Below are 15372 nucleotides of genomic sequence, written 5' to 3'. Positions count from 1 at the left end.
CCCCTGCAGGCAATCGAGACAAACGGCGATTTACAACTCCTGGCGCCGAATCGTTTTGTCGTCGACTGGGTAAACACCCATTTCATCGAGAGAATCCAGGAAATCCTACGGGAAAGCCAACCCGATAACTGTCCGCAGGTAATCCTCAGCGTTGGCAGCAGGTCGCAGACGATCCCTGCCGAAAAACCCGGTTCCGTTGGTGGCAGGCTAGCGCCACAGCGACCGATGATACCAACGCTTGGCAGCCGCCTGAACGGTGATTACACCTTCGAGACTTTTGTCGAGGGCAAAAGTAACCAATTGGCCAAGGCCGCCGCTATTCAGGTTGCCGCTAATGTAGGTCGTGCATACAACCCGTTGCTGATCTACGGCGGTGTCGGTCTTGGCAAGACCCACCTCATGCATGCGATTGGAAACGCCGTCATCGCTGCCAATCCCAGTGCCAGGGTGGCGTATGTTCATTCCGAAAGGTTTGTCGGGGATATGGTCAAAGCGCTGCAGCATAACCGCATCAATCAATTCAAACGTGCCTACCGGTCGCTCAATACCCTGCTTATCGATGACATTCAGTTCTTCGCCGGCAAGGAGCGATCTCAGGAAGAGTTTTTCCATACCTTCAATGCCCTGCTCGAGGGGCAGCACCAGATAATCCTGACCTGCGACCGGTACCCCAAGGAGGTCTCCGGTCTCGAAGAGAGACTCAAATCGCGATTTGGCTGGGGTTTGACGGTCGCCATCGAACCACCGGAACTGGAAACCAGTGTTGCAATCCTGATGAGCAAAGCGGCTCTGGAGAGCGTTGATTTACCGGAAGAAGTCGCGTTTTTTATTGCCCGGCGAATTCGTTCCAATGTTCGCGAGCTTGAGGGCGCGTTGCGCCGCGTCGCGGCAAACTCAAGGTTTACCGGTCAACCGATCACCCTGGAATTTACCCGCGATGCGCTACGTGACCTGCTGGCCGTACAGGAAAAACTGGTCACTGTAGAAAACATCCAGAAAATTGTCGCGGAGTATTACAAGATTCGCCTCGCCGACATGCTGTCCAAACGGCGCAGCCGTTCGATCGCCAGGCCAAGGCAGATTGCGATGAGCCTCGCCAAGGAATTGACCAGCCACAGTTTACCGGAGATCGGGGATCTTTTCGGGGGTCGTGACCACACCACCGTCTTGCATGCGTGCCGAAAAATCAAGCAGTTGCGTGAGTCGGAAAATCGGATTGGGGAAGATTATCAAAACCTGTTGAGAACCATGAACAGTTGATGTGAGTAAAGTGTTGACGAAAACAGAAAGCTTGCTTATCCCCAAACCATGCACAGAAAACAGCTATGGATAACCACTGATTCTACACAGAGAAATCCTTTATAACATATTGAAATACAACAAGTTTTAAAGCTTTCCACAGAAACACAGGGGGGCTAATAATAATAATAATCTTATATATATTTAATATTATTAAGAAGGTGGGCAAATGAAGCTTAGTGCTCAAAGAGAAATATTTATCGAACCATTGCAAGCGGTAATCGGTGTCGTCGAGAGACGCCAAACCATGCCAATCCTGAGCAACGTTTTGCTCGTCGCCAAAGACGGCCATTTGTCAGTAACGGCGACGGACCTCGAAGTTGAACTGGTGGCCAGCAGTAAAATTAATGTTAAACAGGATGGAGAAATCACTGTTCCTGGCCGGAAACTGCTCGATATTTTTCGGGCTTTGCCGGCGGCTGTGAAAATCAGCCTGATGCTGGACGGTGACAGGGTCCAGATTCGCTCGGGACGCAGTCGTTTTACGCTGTCGACTTTGCCGGCGGCCGAATTCCCGGTCATCGATGACATCGATGCACAGGTTACGCTTTCCATCAGCGAGAAAGACGCTCACCGGCTGTTGGAAAAAACCCAGTTCTCCATGGCTCAGCAGGATGTTCGTTATTACCTGAACGGCATACTGCTAGAGGCTGCGGAGAAGACGTTGCGCGCAGTTGCAACCGACGGCCACCGGCTGGCGCTGTGTGAAGTCAACTTGAAGGAAGCGTGCAAGGGTGAACACCAGGTTATCGTTCCGCGGAAGGGTGTGCTTGAACTACTTCGATTGCTTGGCGGAGAAGGAGATATCAGTCTGGAGATCGGCAGCAACCATATCCGTGCGCAAGTTGGTTCGATTCGTTTTACCTCAAAATTGATCGATGGTCGTTTCCCGGATTATCGTCGGGTGATCCCGAGCGCAAAGAGCAGCCCGTTGACCGGGGACCGCGAGATTCTGAAACAGGCCTTGCATCGTGCGGCGATTCTGTCCAATGAGAAATATCGGGGGATTCGTCTGGACGTGAAAGGCAACAGTATTCGAATTCTGGCACACAACCCGGAGCAGGAAGAAGCCGAAGAGGAAGTGGCGGTGAAATACAGTGGTGAAGACCTCGAGATTGGCTTCAATGTGAATTATCTGCTGGATGCGCTCTCTGCTGTCGATAGCGATCAGGTTGAAGTGGGATTGATCGATTCCAACAGTAGCTGTTTGATCACGGAACCCGGTTCAAAGAGCTGCAAATACGTGGTTATGCCGATGCGGCTCTGAGCGAGGCGATGGCCCTGGAAAATTTGAAAATCCAGGGGTTCAGATGTCTGACCAACGTCGAGCTGGAACTCAACCCGGTTGGCAATCTGATTAGTGGACCCAATGCCTCGGGTAAGACCAGCTTGCTGGAAGCGGTTTTTTTCCTGAGTCGTGCGCGGTCTTTTCGAACCGCATATCTGGATCAACTGGTTCAAGACGGGGCAGCGGAGTGCGTAGTCACGGGGCGGATTCGCGATGTTTCACGTGAAACATCGTTGGGGGTACGGTGCTCGCGTAGTAAGACCGAAGCCAGAATCGGCGGAGAACCTGTTGGCAGCTTGGCAGAGCTGGCACAAGCACTGCCGGTGCAAGTTATCGACCCGGATATTCACAAGTTACTGGAAGAAGGGCCAGCGCGGCGCAGGCGGTTCTTGGATTGGGGCGTGTTCCACGTGGAACCTGGTTTTCTGGAGATTTGGCGCCGCTATCAGCGGGCGTTGCGGCAAAGAAACGCCGTGTTGAGACAAAACGGCGACCGCAAGGCTGCCAAACCGTGGGAAATCGCGCTGGTAGAGGCGGGAAACCTGATTCATGACGCGAGAACGAGGCAAATTCAAGCCCTTAAGCCAGCGGTAGCAGCTTGTGCAGAGGAATTGCTGGGCGACACGCTGGAACTGGAACTCAGCCCGGGTTGGGGTAGAGATTGCGGGTTTCAGGAGGCGCTGGATAAATCCTGGTTGCGGGACCGTCAACACCATGCCACCCAGGTTGGCCCGCATCGGGCCGATCTGGTCGTGCGGTTTTCCGGAAAAGTGGCAAAAAACCGGGTGTCGCGCGGGCAACAAAAAATGCTGGCCAGTGCGCTACTCATCGGCCAGCTCGATGTGCTGGAAAACGCGGTGGTGAGTGACCGTATTTTGCTGGTAGACGACCCGGTGGCAGAGCTCGATCGAGAGCACCTGGAGAGGCTGATGACGGCGATTCAAAAGCGCAATCTGCAGTTGATAATCACGGCGCTGGCGCCAGATATAGCGGGCGTTTCAGGTGATTTCGCAAGGTTTCACGTGGAACAGGGAAAGGTGTCAAAGGTGGTACAATGATCAGGTTTAGGTTCGGATAAAGGCAATGACAAAAGAAAACAGTTACGACGCCACCAATATCAAGGTTCTCAAGGGCCTGGACGCGGTCCGCAAACGGCCGGGAATGTACATCGGCGATACTGACGATGGCACCGGTTTGCATCACATGGTTTTCGAGGTGGTGGACAACTCGGTAGACGAGGCGCTGGCCGGTCATTGCAGCCGCATCAAGGTCACGATTCACGCCGATGAATCGGTAACGGTTGAGGATGATGGTCGCGGCATCCCCGTCGACCAGCACTCAGAAGAAGGGCGTTCGGCCGCTGAAGTCATCATGACGGTGCTGCATGCGGGCGGTAAGTTTGACGACAACTCCTACAAGGTCTCCGGCGGGCTTCACGGCGTCGGTGTCTCCGTGGTCAACGCGTTGTCCGAACACCTGGAACTGGAAATTTGCCGCGATGGTCATGTGCATCGCCAGGTATACAGCCTGGGTGAGCCGCTTGCACCGATGAAAACCATGGAGAAAACCGATCGTACCGGTACCACGCTGCGCTTCAGGCCGAGCAGCAAAATATTTACCAATATTGAATTTGACTACGATATTCTGGCCCGCCGCCTTCGTGAGTTGTCGTTTCTCAATTCCGGCGTCCGGATCGAGTTGGTCGATGAACGCGAGGAACTCAACGATGTTTTCGAATTCGAAGGCGGCATCAAGGCATTTGTCGAGCATCTGAATCGGAACAAGACCCCGATCCACGAAGGTATCGCGTATTTCCAGCGCGAGCGCGATGGCGTAAACGTGGAAATCGCCATGCAATGGAACGACTCCTACCAGGAGAACATGCTTTGTTTTACCAATAACATCCCGCAACGCGATGGCGGTACACACCTGGCTGGGTTTCGCAGCGCACTGACCCGGACGATGAACCATTACATCGAAGCCTTGCCGGCGACGCGCAAGGAAAAAGTCAACACGACTGGTGACGATGCGCGCGAGGGCATGGCGGCTGTTTTGTCGATCAAGGTACCGGACCCGAAGTTTTCGTCACAGACCAAGGACAAACTGGTCTCGTCCGAGATCAAGGGAATAGTGGAGTCGGTCACGGGTGAAGTGCTGGAGGATTATCTGCAGGAAAATCCGCAACAGGCCAAGGCGATAGTCGGCAAGATTATCGACGCGGCACGGGCCCGTGATGCCGCCAGAAAGGCCAGGGAAATGACTCGCCGCAAGAGCGTGCTGGATATCGCCGGTCTCCCCGGCAAGCTGGCCGATTGCCAGGAAAAGGATCCGGCGTTGTCGGAAATATTCCTGGTCGAGGGTGATTCCGCGGGGGGTTCCGCAAAACAAGGGCGTGACCGCAGGACCCAGGCGATCCTGCCGCTGAAGGGCAAAATTCTGAATGTGGAAAAAGCTCGTTTTGACAAGATGCTGTCGTCGGTCGAAATCGGGACGCTGATTACCGCTCTGGGGTGTGGTATAGGCAGCGACGAATTCGATATCGAAAAATTGCGTTATCACAAAATCATTATCATGACCGACGCCGATGTCGACGGTTCGCATATTCGTACATTGCTGCTGACCTTTTTTTACCGGCAGATGCCCGAGCTGATCGAGCGCGGGTACGTATATATTGCCCAGCCACCTTTGTACAAATTGAAAAAGGGCAAGCAGGAGCGATACGTCAAGGACGACAAAGAGCTTGATGCCCAGATGCTACGCATCGCGCTGGAAAACGCTTCCTTGCATGTCAGTGCCGAGGCGCCGCCGATCAAGGGCCCGCAACTCGAAGCGCTCGCCAGGAAATACATGGAGGTCAACGCGATCATCGATCGGCTGGCTCGCCGCTATGACAAGCGCCTGCTTGAAAAGCTGTCATATCTGCCACAGATTGATGAAAAAACGCTTAATAATCAAAAGGTTATGGAACCATGGCTACAACGCCTCAGCGAGCGTCTCAAGGATAAGAACGGAGCTTCTTACGACTTGCAGCTGGTGGCTGCAGACGATGACGGCGATCACCAGATCGCGGTGAGCCGAACTCATCACGGGCTGACCGCTACCCGGCACATTCACAAGGAATTTTTCGCCTCCGCCGAGTATCGGCGCGTTGCTGAACTGGCTTCAGAACTCAACAGCCTTGTCGATGAAGGCGCATTTGCCGGTCGCGGCGACCAGCGGCAGGATGTCACCAGTTTCCGGGAAGCGATGCAGTGGTTCATGGCGCAGGCAAAAAAAGGAATCAGCATCCAGCGATACAAAGGTCTCGGCGAGATGAACCCGGATCAGTTGTGGGAAACGACCATCGATCCGGAAAATCGCCTGTTGACGCGGGTGCGCGTCGAAGACGCGCAAACGGCGGACGAACTGTTTACCACGCTGATGGGCGACCAGGTCGAGCCGCGCCGCGAGTTTATCGAGCGCAACGCCTTGCGGGTGGCAAACCTTGACGTTTGAGTCAAGCCAGTATTTTTAGCGGGGATTGGGGTTGTAACCGGTTGCCGGTAAATTGCCGGCTTTTGGCTGGGAAACCTTTACGGGGCGCAGATTTTGCAGACCCTCGCTAGCATTTATAGGCGGCGCTGATCTCGCGCATCTTAGCCTCGATCCAGCCTTGGACTTCGAGGTTCAGGGCCTCCGGCCCCTTGCCGCTCACCTCGATCGGCGGTCCGATCACCAGTCTTATGGTGCCGGGTTTTTTCAACAAGCCGCGGCGCAGCCAGAAGTCACCGGCGTTGTGGGCAATCGGGACAATCGGGCGGTCTACTTCCAGTGCCAGCAAGGCGCCGCTGAGGCCGTATCGACGGGTCTGACCCGGTTCCATGCGGGTACCCTCCGGAAAAACCATTACCCCCATTCCCTGCCGTATCCGTTGCGACCCTTTTTTAATCACTTGTTCGACCGCGCTATGGCCACCACCGCGGTTGACCGGGATTGGCCGCATGAACAGCAGGGCCCAGCCGATGAACGGCGCCCACATCAACTCGCGTTTGATGACCCAGCTTTGATTATTGAAAATGCAAAACTGGGAGATGACCTCCCAGGTCGAGGTATGTTTGATCATCAGCACGCCGGGGTTCTCGGGCAGGTTCTCCCGCCCCTCGACGACGTAATCGAGCCGACAGATTACCTTTAGCATCCACATGACGCCTTTTGCCCAGGCGATTGCGATGGCGATGCGAAACCGGTAGGGCAGCGGACCGGATAGCACGATCAGGAGACAGGGCAGAAGTGGCGAGACAAACAGCAGCAAGGTAAAAAACAGCGAGCGGAGAAACTGCATTTTATTGGTCCGCTGCCAGCAATCCATCCACGGCAGCCGACAGATCGGCGTAAACGGGTACCACGGAATCGTCTGCCAACCCGACCCGCGTTTTCTCACCGTTACCGGTCAGCACCAGCACCGGTTCCGCGCCGGCAGCATCCGCTGCCTCAAGGTCGCGCGCGCTGTCACCGATCACCGGGACATGTTCCAAAGATATATCGAAATGGCTAGCGATGGCGTTGAGTAATCCGGGCAACGGCTTCCTGCATTTGCAGCCTTCATCGGGATGGTGGGGGCAATAGTAGATACCGTCGAAGTGGCCCCCGGCAGCCGTCACCGCTTGCTCCATTCGCCGGTGGATCGCTTCGAGGGCGTCTTCGTCCATCAGGCCGCGGCCGACACCGGATTGATTGCTGGCAACAACCACCCGCCACCCCGCCTGGTACAATCTGGCGATAGCCTCGAGGCTCCCGGGTATGGGCAGCCACTCGTCCGGGGATTTGATAAAGGCGTCTGAGTCGAAATTGATCACCCCGTCCCGATCGAGAATTACCAGCGGGCTGCTCATGGCCTAAGGCTGGAGCCGCGAAAGATCCGCGGTCTGCAAAAAAAGACCCCGCAGCTGATTTAGCAACGCGAGACGATTCACGCGCAAGGCCGCATCCTCGACCATGACCATGACATTGTCGAAGAAATCGTCGACGGCCGGGCCAAGGCCCGCGAGATTTTCCAGCGACTCCTGGTAACGGCGCTGCTCGAGCATGGGCCGTATCTTTACCAGCATGTCCTGCAGCTGATCGTATAATAATTGCTCGGCTGGCTCGCTGAGCAGCCCGGCATCCGGATCCGCCGGCAACTTGTCTTTACTCCTGCGCAGTATGTTGGCGATGCGCTTGTTGGCGGCCGCCAATGAATCGGCGGATGACATCGTCTGAAAGGCCTTGACCGCGATCAGACGTTGGTGGAAATCTAGCGGTGATACCGGACTGCGTGCCAGTACCGCATCGAAAACGTCGTGACCGATATTCATCTTCTTGTCAGCCAGGTAATAGACCCTGAGCCTGTCCATCATGAAATCGTATATCTCATCGGCAAGTTCATCGCCGGTATTGACAGGCTGCTGGGCAAGCGACCCTGCAATGACGGCCCGCAGGTCCAGATCAACCTCGCGCTCGATCAGAATTCGCAGGCAGCCAAGGGCATTTCTTCGCAATGCGAACGGGTCTTTGTTGCCGCTGGGTTTTTGACCGATCGCGAATATGCCGCAGATGGTGTCGATTTTCTCAGCAATGGCCAGCGCCTGGCCGATTATTGTCGCCGGTAGCTGGTCGCCGGCGAAACGCGGGAGGTATTGTTCGGCCAGGGCCACCGCGAGGTCGTCGGCCAAGCCGTCGTTCTTCGCGTAATAACGACCCATGACACCCTGCAATTCCGGAAACTCCGCGACCATCAGCGTCAGCAGATCGCATTTTGCGAGCATGGCCGCCCGCCGGGCCGTCTCGGGGTCACCGTCGAGTTGTCCGGCAATCCTGGCGGCTAGCACGCCTGTTCGTATCGATTTGTCGTAAACAGAGCCTAACTGAGCGTGAAAAAGCACGTTCTTCAGCGAACTTTCACGATCTTCGAGCCTGATCATCCTATCCTGATTCCAAAAGAACATGGAATCATCGAGGCGTGGTTGCACGACCCGCCGATTGCCCTCGCGAATTTTTGCGGGATCTTTGCTGTCCAGATTGGCGACCGCGATAAATGCCGGCAATATCCGCTCGCGATTGGAGTGGTCAACCACCAGAAAATATCGCTGGTGCCCGGTAAGGGTTGCCGTCAGCACTTCGGCTGGCAGTTCGAGAAACTCCTCCGGGAAACTGGCGGTCAGGGCAACCGGCCATTCGACCAGTGCGGTGACCTCTTCGAGCAGCGCCTCGTTAATTTGCGGTTGCCCGCCTATAGCGGCCGCTTGTTCGTGCACCTGCTTACGGATGACTGCCAGCCGTTTGGAAAAATCGACCAGCACTTTGCCCTTTTTTTCGAGCAACGCCGCATATTGCGCAGCTTTGCCGATTTTTATTTCGGCTGGCGCCATGAACCGATGACCGCGGCTGGTATTGCCCGTCCTGACTCCGCAGATGGTTGCATCCAGCGTGTCGCCACCGAGCTTCATCAATATCCAGTGTACCGGCCGGACAAACTCGGCTTCACCGTCGCCCCAGCGCATGCGCCTTGGCACCGGAAGCTGATCCAGGCTGTCCTGGACCATTGCGGGCAGAATGCTGGCTGCGGTCCGGCCTTTTTCGATGCCGCGCCAGATCAGTCGAGCGTCTTTACCCGGCCCGTCTTTCTCGATGTCAGCGACCGCGATGCCGCACTTTTCGGCAAACGCGGTGGCTGCCTTGGTCGGGTTTCCGTTTTTATCGTAAGCAACTTTGCGCGGTGGTCCACGGCGCTCGACTTCGCGATCGGCCTGCTTCGACGCCAGACCTTCGACCAGCACGGCAAGCCGCCTTGGTGTGGCATATGGGCTGACCGCACCGTGCGCCAGGCCGGCCTCGGCAAACGCACCCACCAGTCCGTGGGCGAAAGCTTCGGACAGATTGCGCAGCGCCTTTGGCGGTAACTCTTCGGTCCCTATCTCGACCAGGAAATCATGTTGTTCAGCCATGCTCCGAACCCGTTTTTTGCGCTTTGTTCGTGGCTGGGTTCAGCATCGGAAAGCCCAGGGCTTCCCTGCTGTCGTAATAGGCTTTGGCAACCGCGCACGCCAGCGCGCGCACGCGCTGGATATACCGCTGTCTCTCGGTCACGGAAATCGCCTTGCGCGCATCCAGCAGGTTGAAATTGTGAGACGCCTCAAGAACTTGCTCGTAGGCCGGCAAAGCCAAGCCGGCGTCCAGCAAACCTTTACAAGCGGTCTCGTTTTCATCGAAACGGCGAAACATGACCTCGATGTCCGCGTATTCGAAGTTGTATTTCGACATTTCCACTTCATTCTGGTGAAAAACATCGCCATAGCTGATTCGACCCAGCGGGCCATCGGTCCAGACCAGGTCGAAGACGCTGTCGACATCCTGCAGATACATTGCGATGCGTTCCAGGCCGTAAGTTATCTCGCCGGTTACCGGTCGGCAGTCGAGTCCGCCGGTCTGTTGAAAATAGGTAAACTGCGTGATCTCCATGCCATTGAGCCATACCTCCCAGCCCAGGCCCCATGCGCCCAGGGTTGGCGATTCCCAGTTGTCCTCGACAAAACGGATATCATGAACCAGCGGATCGATACCCAGCGCAAACAGCGACCCGAGATACAGATCCTGGATATCCGCCGGCGATGGCTTGATGACGACCTGATACTGGTAGTAATGCTGCAGGCGAAACGGGTTGTCGCCGTAACGTCCGTCGGCGGGCCGGCGGGTGGGTTGTACGTATGCCGCACGCCACGGTTCGGGCCCGATCGAGCGCAAAAAAGTCGCCGTATGAAAGGTCCCGGCGCCCATTTCCTTGTCGTAGGGTTGCAGCAACACGCAACCCGTCCCGGCCCAGTATTCCTGCAGGGCCAGGATTAAGTCCTGAAAAGTCTGGGGCGGCTTCCCCTTGGCGCCATTGCTCATTATTTATCCGCCTGCCGGTCGCAACGGGAAAGTATAGCGGTTGCCCCGGCGCTTGTGCACCGTCAAGGGCGCTGTTGGCTCAATGTGGTGCATAAGTATTGGGCAATGCACCAAGGCGGTGCGCCCACCCCGGAGCTAAGGCCGGGATTCCGGAGATCCGGGCGGCAAAAACCGGCATGAATTTCGCATAGAATGAGGAGACTCGAGCCCCGCCGGGGCCAAACCAACCGGAAGGAGACAGCAATGAAAGCCGCGGACGTCTTGACGATGATCAAGGACAACGAGATCAAGTTTGTCGACCTGAGATTTACCGACACACGAGGAAAGGAACAGCACGTGACCTTGCCGGCGCACACAGTTGACTACGATTTTTTTGAAGATGGAAAAATGTTTGACGGTTCCTCCATAGACGGGTGGAAGGGCATCAACGAGTCCGACATGATCCTGATGCCGGATACCGACACGGCGATCATGGATGTTTTTTGTGAAGACGCGACCATCAATCTGCGTTGCGATGTTGTGGAACCGAATACCATGCAGGGCTACGAGCGCGACCCGCGATCGCTGGCGAAGCGCGCGGAGACTTATCTCAAATCAACCGGCATCGCGGATCAGGCGTTTTTTGGACCGGAGAATGAATTCTTTGTTTTTGATGATGTGCGCTGGGGCGTGCAGATGGCCGGCACGTTTTACAAAATCGACTCCAGCGAGGCTGGCTGGAACTCTGAAAAGGCCTATCGCGATGGCAATTTTGGCCATCGTCCGGGTGTCAAGGGCGGGTATTTTCCGGTACCACCGGTCGATTCGTTGCAGGACCTGCGCTCGGCGATGTGTCTGGCAATGGAGGATATGGGCGTTGAAACGGAGGTTCATCACCACGAGGTTGCGACCGCCGGTCAGTGTGAAATAGGTGTGAAGTTCAATACCCTGGTAAAGAAATCTGACGAAGTCCAGATCATGAAATACGCGGTCATGAATGTTGCCCATTCTTACGGCAAGACGGCAACCTTCATGCCAAAACCGGTGGTTGGCGACAACGGTAACGGAATGCATGTACACATGTCGCTGGCCACGGACGGCAACAATTTGTTCACTGGCGATGGTTATGGCGGTCTGTCCGAGTCTGCGCTTTTTTATATCGGCGGAATTATCAAGCACGCGCGGGCATTGAACGCGTTTACCAATCCGGCGACCAACAGCTACAAACGACTGGTCCCTGGTTTTGAAGCGCCGGTCAAACTGGCCTACTCGGCGCGCAACCGGTCCGCGTCCATCCGCATACCCTTTGTCAGCAACCCCAAGGGCAGGCGTATCGAAGTGCGTTTTCCAGATTCAATGGCAAATCCTTACCTGGCGTTTTCAGCGATGCTGATGGCGGGTCTCGACGGCATACAGAACAAGATTCACCCGGGTGAGCCGATGGACAAGAACCTTTATGACCTGCCGCCGGAAGAGGCAAGCAATATCGCCGAGGTTTGTTATTCACTGGACCAGGCACTCGATGCACTGGACCAGGATCGCGAGTTTCTGAAAGGTGGCGGCGTGTTTAGCGACGACCTGATCGACGCCTATATCGAACTCAAGTCGGATGATGTCACCCAATTGAGAATGACCACTCACCCGGTGGAATTTGAGTTGTATTACAGCCTTTAGAACTCAACCAGCCGGAGGGAGCGGCAATAGACCGGCTTATGGTGAATAAAGCGCCGGAAGGCGACTATTTTTTAGGTTGTGTTCATGTTTGCGCGGTACTATAGGCGCATGCGCAAGCTGTTGCTTTTGATGATGCTGGTTTCTTTACCCGTAGCCGCGGTCACGATGTACACCTGGGAGGACGAGGACGGGCTCGTACATTACGCGGATACACCGCGCCCGGGAGCGATCGCGATCGAAGTCGATGCGGTACAGGGCTTTGCGCCGTCGCCGTTGTATATGAGCGAGGAATCGGCGATTAGCCGAGACTCGCAGAACACGGGCGCCTACGAAACATTTGCGATTACAGCGCCCGGCCAGGGCGAGGTTTTTTGGAATATCGGCGGTGTCGTCAACGTGGTAATAGAAATCTCGCCTCCGCCGCGGGGCGGCGACACGATTGCACTGTTTTTTGACGGCCAGAACATGTCGGCGCCTGGCAGCCGGCGTCGAAGTTATGTGTTGAATGACGTTTACCGGGGTACCCATACGGTTCGCGCTGTCGTGAATAGCCGCAATGGAGATGAGATTCAGCAAACCGAACTGATTACCTTTCAGGTTCACCAAACCAGCATAAAATAAGAACCTGTACAATGACGCCGGGAACGGTTGGCAGGTCAACCCAGTGTCGGACAACAGCATATGAGCGCACAGTCGCAACTCATACTGAACGGTTTGAGCGCCGGGGTGCTGTTGCTCGGCAGCGATGGCCGCGCCGTCTTTTTGAATCCGGCCGCGGAGCAGATACTCGGCTGTAGCCAGCAACACGGATTGGGCCGCAAGAGCGCCGGACTTTTTCACCATTGTCCTGAGTTGGCGAAAATGGTCGAGCGAGCGCTTGACACTCAGCAGCCCCATACACTCAGCGGTGTATCGGTGGCGCCGGGACCAGGGCAGACCGAAGTTCACCTGATCGACTGCAACGCCGAGCCGATAGATATTGGGAGCGGTGACGGTTTGCTGATCGAACTGATCGACGTGAGCCGGCGTGAAAAAATATCGAGAGAGAATGCTTTGCATGACCAGCATGGCGTGAGCCGGACGATGATCCGGCAACTGGCCCATGAAATAAGAAACCCGCTCGGAGGATTGCGCGGTGCCGCCCAGTTGCTGGAAAGACGCCTCGGTGACGAAGTCACGAAAGAATACACCAGCGTCATTATCAGCGAAGCGGACCGCCTGGCCGCGCTCGTCGATACGCTGCTCGGCCCAGAGCAGGCTCCGCAGAAAGCGAGCGTCAGCATCCACGAACTTATCGAACACGTGATCAGGCTGCTCGGCGCGCAGGCCGGTGCGGGGGTAGCGCTCGAAAGAGATTACGATCCCAGCCTGCCGGAAATGATGCTTGACCGGGGCCAGATTATTCAGGCGTTGCTGAACCTGGGTCGAAATGCCATGCAAGCTGTTGGGCGCCACGGCAAGGTGATTTTCCGGACTCGGGTGCTGAGTCGTTTCACAATTGGTTCTACGCGGCATCGGCTGGTCGCGAGCATAGAGGTGGAGGACGATGGCGTCGGCGTGGCACAGGAAATCAGTGAGCAGATTTTTTACCCACTGGTCAGCAGTGGCACCGGAAGCGGGCTTGGCCTGCCACTTGCGCAGGACCTGGTTCACCGTCATGGCGGACTGATCGAATTTGGCAGCCGCCCGGGGCGCACCGTTTTTCAGATGCTGCTGCCGATATACCCTGCAACCGACACGGCGGTAGAAACCGGGCGCGGCAACGACGGTGTGTCGACTATCACGAGGGCGGAGGTCCAGGCATGAACGAGACACTGAAAGTCTGGCTGGCGGACGACGATCCATCGATTCGCTGGGTGCTGGAGAAAGCCTGTTCGGAGGCAGGGATGCATGTCCGTGCGTTCGAAGATGGCGATACCCTGCTCGCGGCATTGAACGGGAGCGATGACCCGCCCGCCGAACAGCCCGACGTACTGCTGACCGATATCCGCATGCCCGGGGTTACCGGGCTGGATTTGCTGGCAATCCTGGGTCGCGAACGACCCGGTTTGCCGATCATTGTAACGACCGCTTACGCCGACCTGGACAGCGCAGTGACCGCTTACGGTGGCGGTGCATTCGAGTACTTGCCAAAACCGTTCGATGTGGACGAAGCGGTGGCGCTGGTTCATCGTGCCGCCGCTGATACCGGTGGCGAGCCCCCACGGGAAGACCTGCGCGCCAGCACGCCGGAACTGATTGGTCAGGCGCCGGCCATGCAGGAGGTATACCGCGCCATCGGCCGGCTCGCGCGCTCCAGCATGACCGTGCTTATCACCGGACAGTCCGGGACCGGCAAGGAGTTGGTGGCCAATGCGCTGCACCGGCATTCACCGCGTGCCAGGAAGGCCTTTGTTGCGCTGAACACTTCGGCAATCCCGGCGGAATTGCTCGAGTCGGAGTTGTTCGGCCATGAAAAAGGCGCGTTTACCGGAGCAACGGGGCAGCATCACGGCCGTTTCGAACAAGCGGATGGTGGTACTTTGTTCCTCGATGAAATTGGCGACATGTCGCCCGCGCTGCAGACTCGCCTGCTGCGGGTATTGGCCGAGGGGGAGTTTTACCGGGTAGGCGGGCAGAAGCCTGTCACAGTGGATGTTCGGGTGCTGGCGGCGACCAACAAGGACCTGGTGCGCCTGGTCGAAGAGGGATCTTTCCGGGAAGACCTGTTTCATCGGTTAAACGTGATTCATGTTCGCGTGCCGGCGCTTAACGAACACCGGGAAGACATCCCGGCGTTATTTGACCACTACCTGTCGGCGACCGCCAGGGAACTGGGTGTGCCGGCCAAGCGACTCAGCAGCGCTGCGGGAAAACTGCTGGGGCGGTTTGCCTGGCCAGGGAACGTCAGGCAGTTGATCAACGCTTGCCGCCTGCTGACCGTGACCGCGCCCGGACGCGAAATCCGGTGCAGCGACATCCCCGAGGAACTGGGCGGGCTGCAGGCGAAGCCAGGAAACGATCAGTGGCAAGACGCGTTGGCTGGTTGGGCCAGGCGTGAGCTGGCGACCGGCAGCAAACCGCTGATGGCCATCGCTATCCCGGAAGTCGAGAAAATACTGATCAACGAAGCGTTGGCCCGGGCCGGAGGACGCAGGGGTGAAGCCGCCAAATTGCTGGGCTGGGGCCGCAACACGCTGAGCCGCAGAATCAAGGAACTCAAGCTGGGCGCAAAGAAATACTAGCCA

12 protein-coding genes are annotated in these 15372 nt (G+C 56.6%); 8 read left to right on the top strand and 4 right to left on the bottom strand.

Annotated elements, in window-relative coordinates:
* The 4 genes from dnaA to gyrB form a co-directional block, all read left to right on the top strand.
* Positions 1–1260: chromosomal replication initiator protein DnaA (gene dnaA, locus IIA05_02295; protein MCH9025929.1), on the top strand; the 1260-nt coding region annotated here is incomplete at its 5' end.
* 208 nt (positions 1261–1468) lie between these two features.
* Positions 1469–2566, top strand: coding sequence for a DNA polymerase III subunit beta (dnaN, locus tag IIA05_02290; GenBank protein ID MCH9025928.1), 1098 nt, complete (start codon positions 1469–1471; stop codon positions 2564–2566).
* Between the two features lie 8 nt (positions 2567–2574).
* Positions 2575–3645 (top strand): DNA replication/repair protein RecF, encoded by a 1071-nt coding sequence (gene recF / locus IIA05_02285; GenBank protein MCH9025927.1) that lies wholly within the window; start codon positions 2575–2577, stop codon positions 3643–3645.
* A 25-nt stretch (positions 3646–3670) separates the two neighbouring features.
* Complete coding sequence (gyrB, locus tag IIA05_02280; GenBank protein MCH9025926.1) at positions 3671–6082, top strand: DNA topoisomerase (ATP-hydrolyzing) subunit B; 2412 nt, start codon at positions 3671–3673, stop codon at positions 6080–6082.
* A 106-nt stretch (positions 6083–6188) separates the two neighbouring features.
* Here gyrB and IIA05_02275 read toward each other — a convergent pair whose 3' ends face one another.
* From IIA05_02275 to glyQ, 4 genes are read right to left on the bottom strand one after another with little or no spacing between them, the layout of a single operon-like run.
* Complete coding sequence (locus tag IIA05_02275) at positions 6189–6908, bottom strand: 1-acyl-sn-glycerol-3-phosphate acyltransferase (GenBank protein ID MCH9025925.1); 720 nt, start codon at positions 6906–6908, stop codon at positions 6189–6191.
* A gap of 1 nt (position 6909) precedes the next feature.
* The gene (gene gmhB / locus IIA05_02270) at positions 6910–7458 is read right to left on the bottom strand and encodes a D-glycero-beta-D-manno-heptose 1,7-bisphosphate 7-phosphatase (protein MCH9025924.1); all 549 of its coding nucleotides are present in this window, start codon (positions 7456–7458) and stop codon (positions 6910–6912) included.
* 3 nt (positions 7459–7461) lie between these two features.
* Positions 7462–9549: a glycine--tRNA ligase subunit beta gene (locus IIA05_02265; GenBank protein MCH9025923.1), complete on the bottom strand. Its 2088-nt coding sequence runs from the start codon at positions 9547–9549 to the stop codon at positions 7462–7464.
* Complete coding sequence (glyQ, locus tag IIA05_02260) at positions 9542–10492, bottom strand: glycine--tRNA ligase subunit alpha (protein ID MCH9025922.1); 951 nt, start codon at positions 10490–10492, stop codon at positions 9542–9544. The genes IIA05_02265 and glyQ overlap by 8 nt, the downstream gene beginning before the upstream one ends.
* 243 nt (positions 10493–10735) lie before the next feature.
* Here glyQ and glnA point away from each other — a divergent pair, with 243 nt between their 5' ends.
* From glnA to ntrC, 4 genes are all read left to right on the top strand, one after another.
* Positions 10736–12145 carry a glutamate--ammonia ligase gene (gene glnA, locus IIA05_02255; protein ID MCH9025921.1) on the top strand — a complete coding sequence of 470 codons (1410 nt, stop codon included), beginning with the start codon at positions 10736–10738 and terminating at the stop codon, positions 12143–12145.
* A gap of 84 nt (positions 12146–12229) precedes the next feature.
* Positions 12230–12766 (top strand): DUF4124 domain-containing protein, encoded by a 537-nt coding sequence (locus IIA05_02250; protein MCH9025920.1) that lies wholly within the window; start codon positions 12230–12232, stop codon positions 12764–12766.
* Between the two features lie 60 nt (positions 12767–12826).
* The gene (locus IIA05_02245; GenBank protein ID MCH9025919.1) at positions 12827–13951 is read left to right on the top strand and encodes a PAS domain-containing protein; all 1125 of its coding nucleotides are present in this window, start codon (positions 12827–12829) and stop codon (positions 13949–13951) included.
* Positions 13948–15369: a nitrogen regulation protein NR(I) gene (gene ntrC, locus IIA05_02240; GenBank protein ID MCH9025918.1), complete on the top strand. Its 1422-nt coding sequence runs from the start codon at positions 13948–13950 to the stop codon at positions 15367–15369. The genes IIA05_02245 and ntrC overlap by 4 nt, the downstream gene beginning before the upstream one ends.
* Positions 15370–15372: the final 3 nt, after the last annotated feature.

This window comes from Pseudomonadota bacterium, assembly GCA_022572885.1.
Classification (GTDB): Bacteria; Pseudomonadota; Gammaproteobacteria; order Steroidobacterales; family MnTg04; genus MnTg04.
This window is presented reverse-complemented; position numbering and strand designations above follow the sequence as displayed.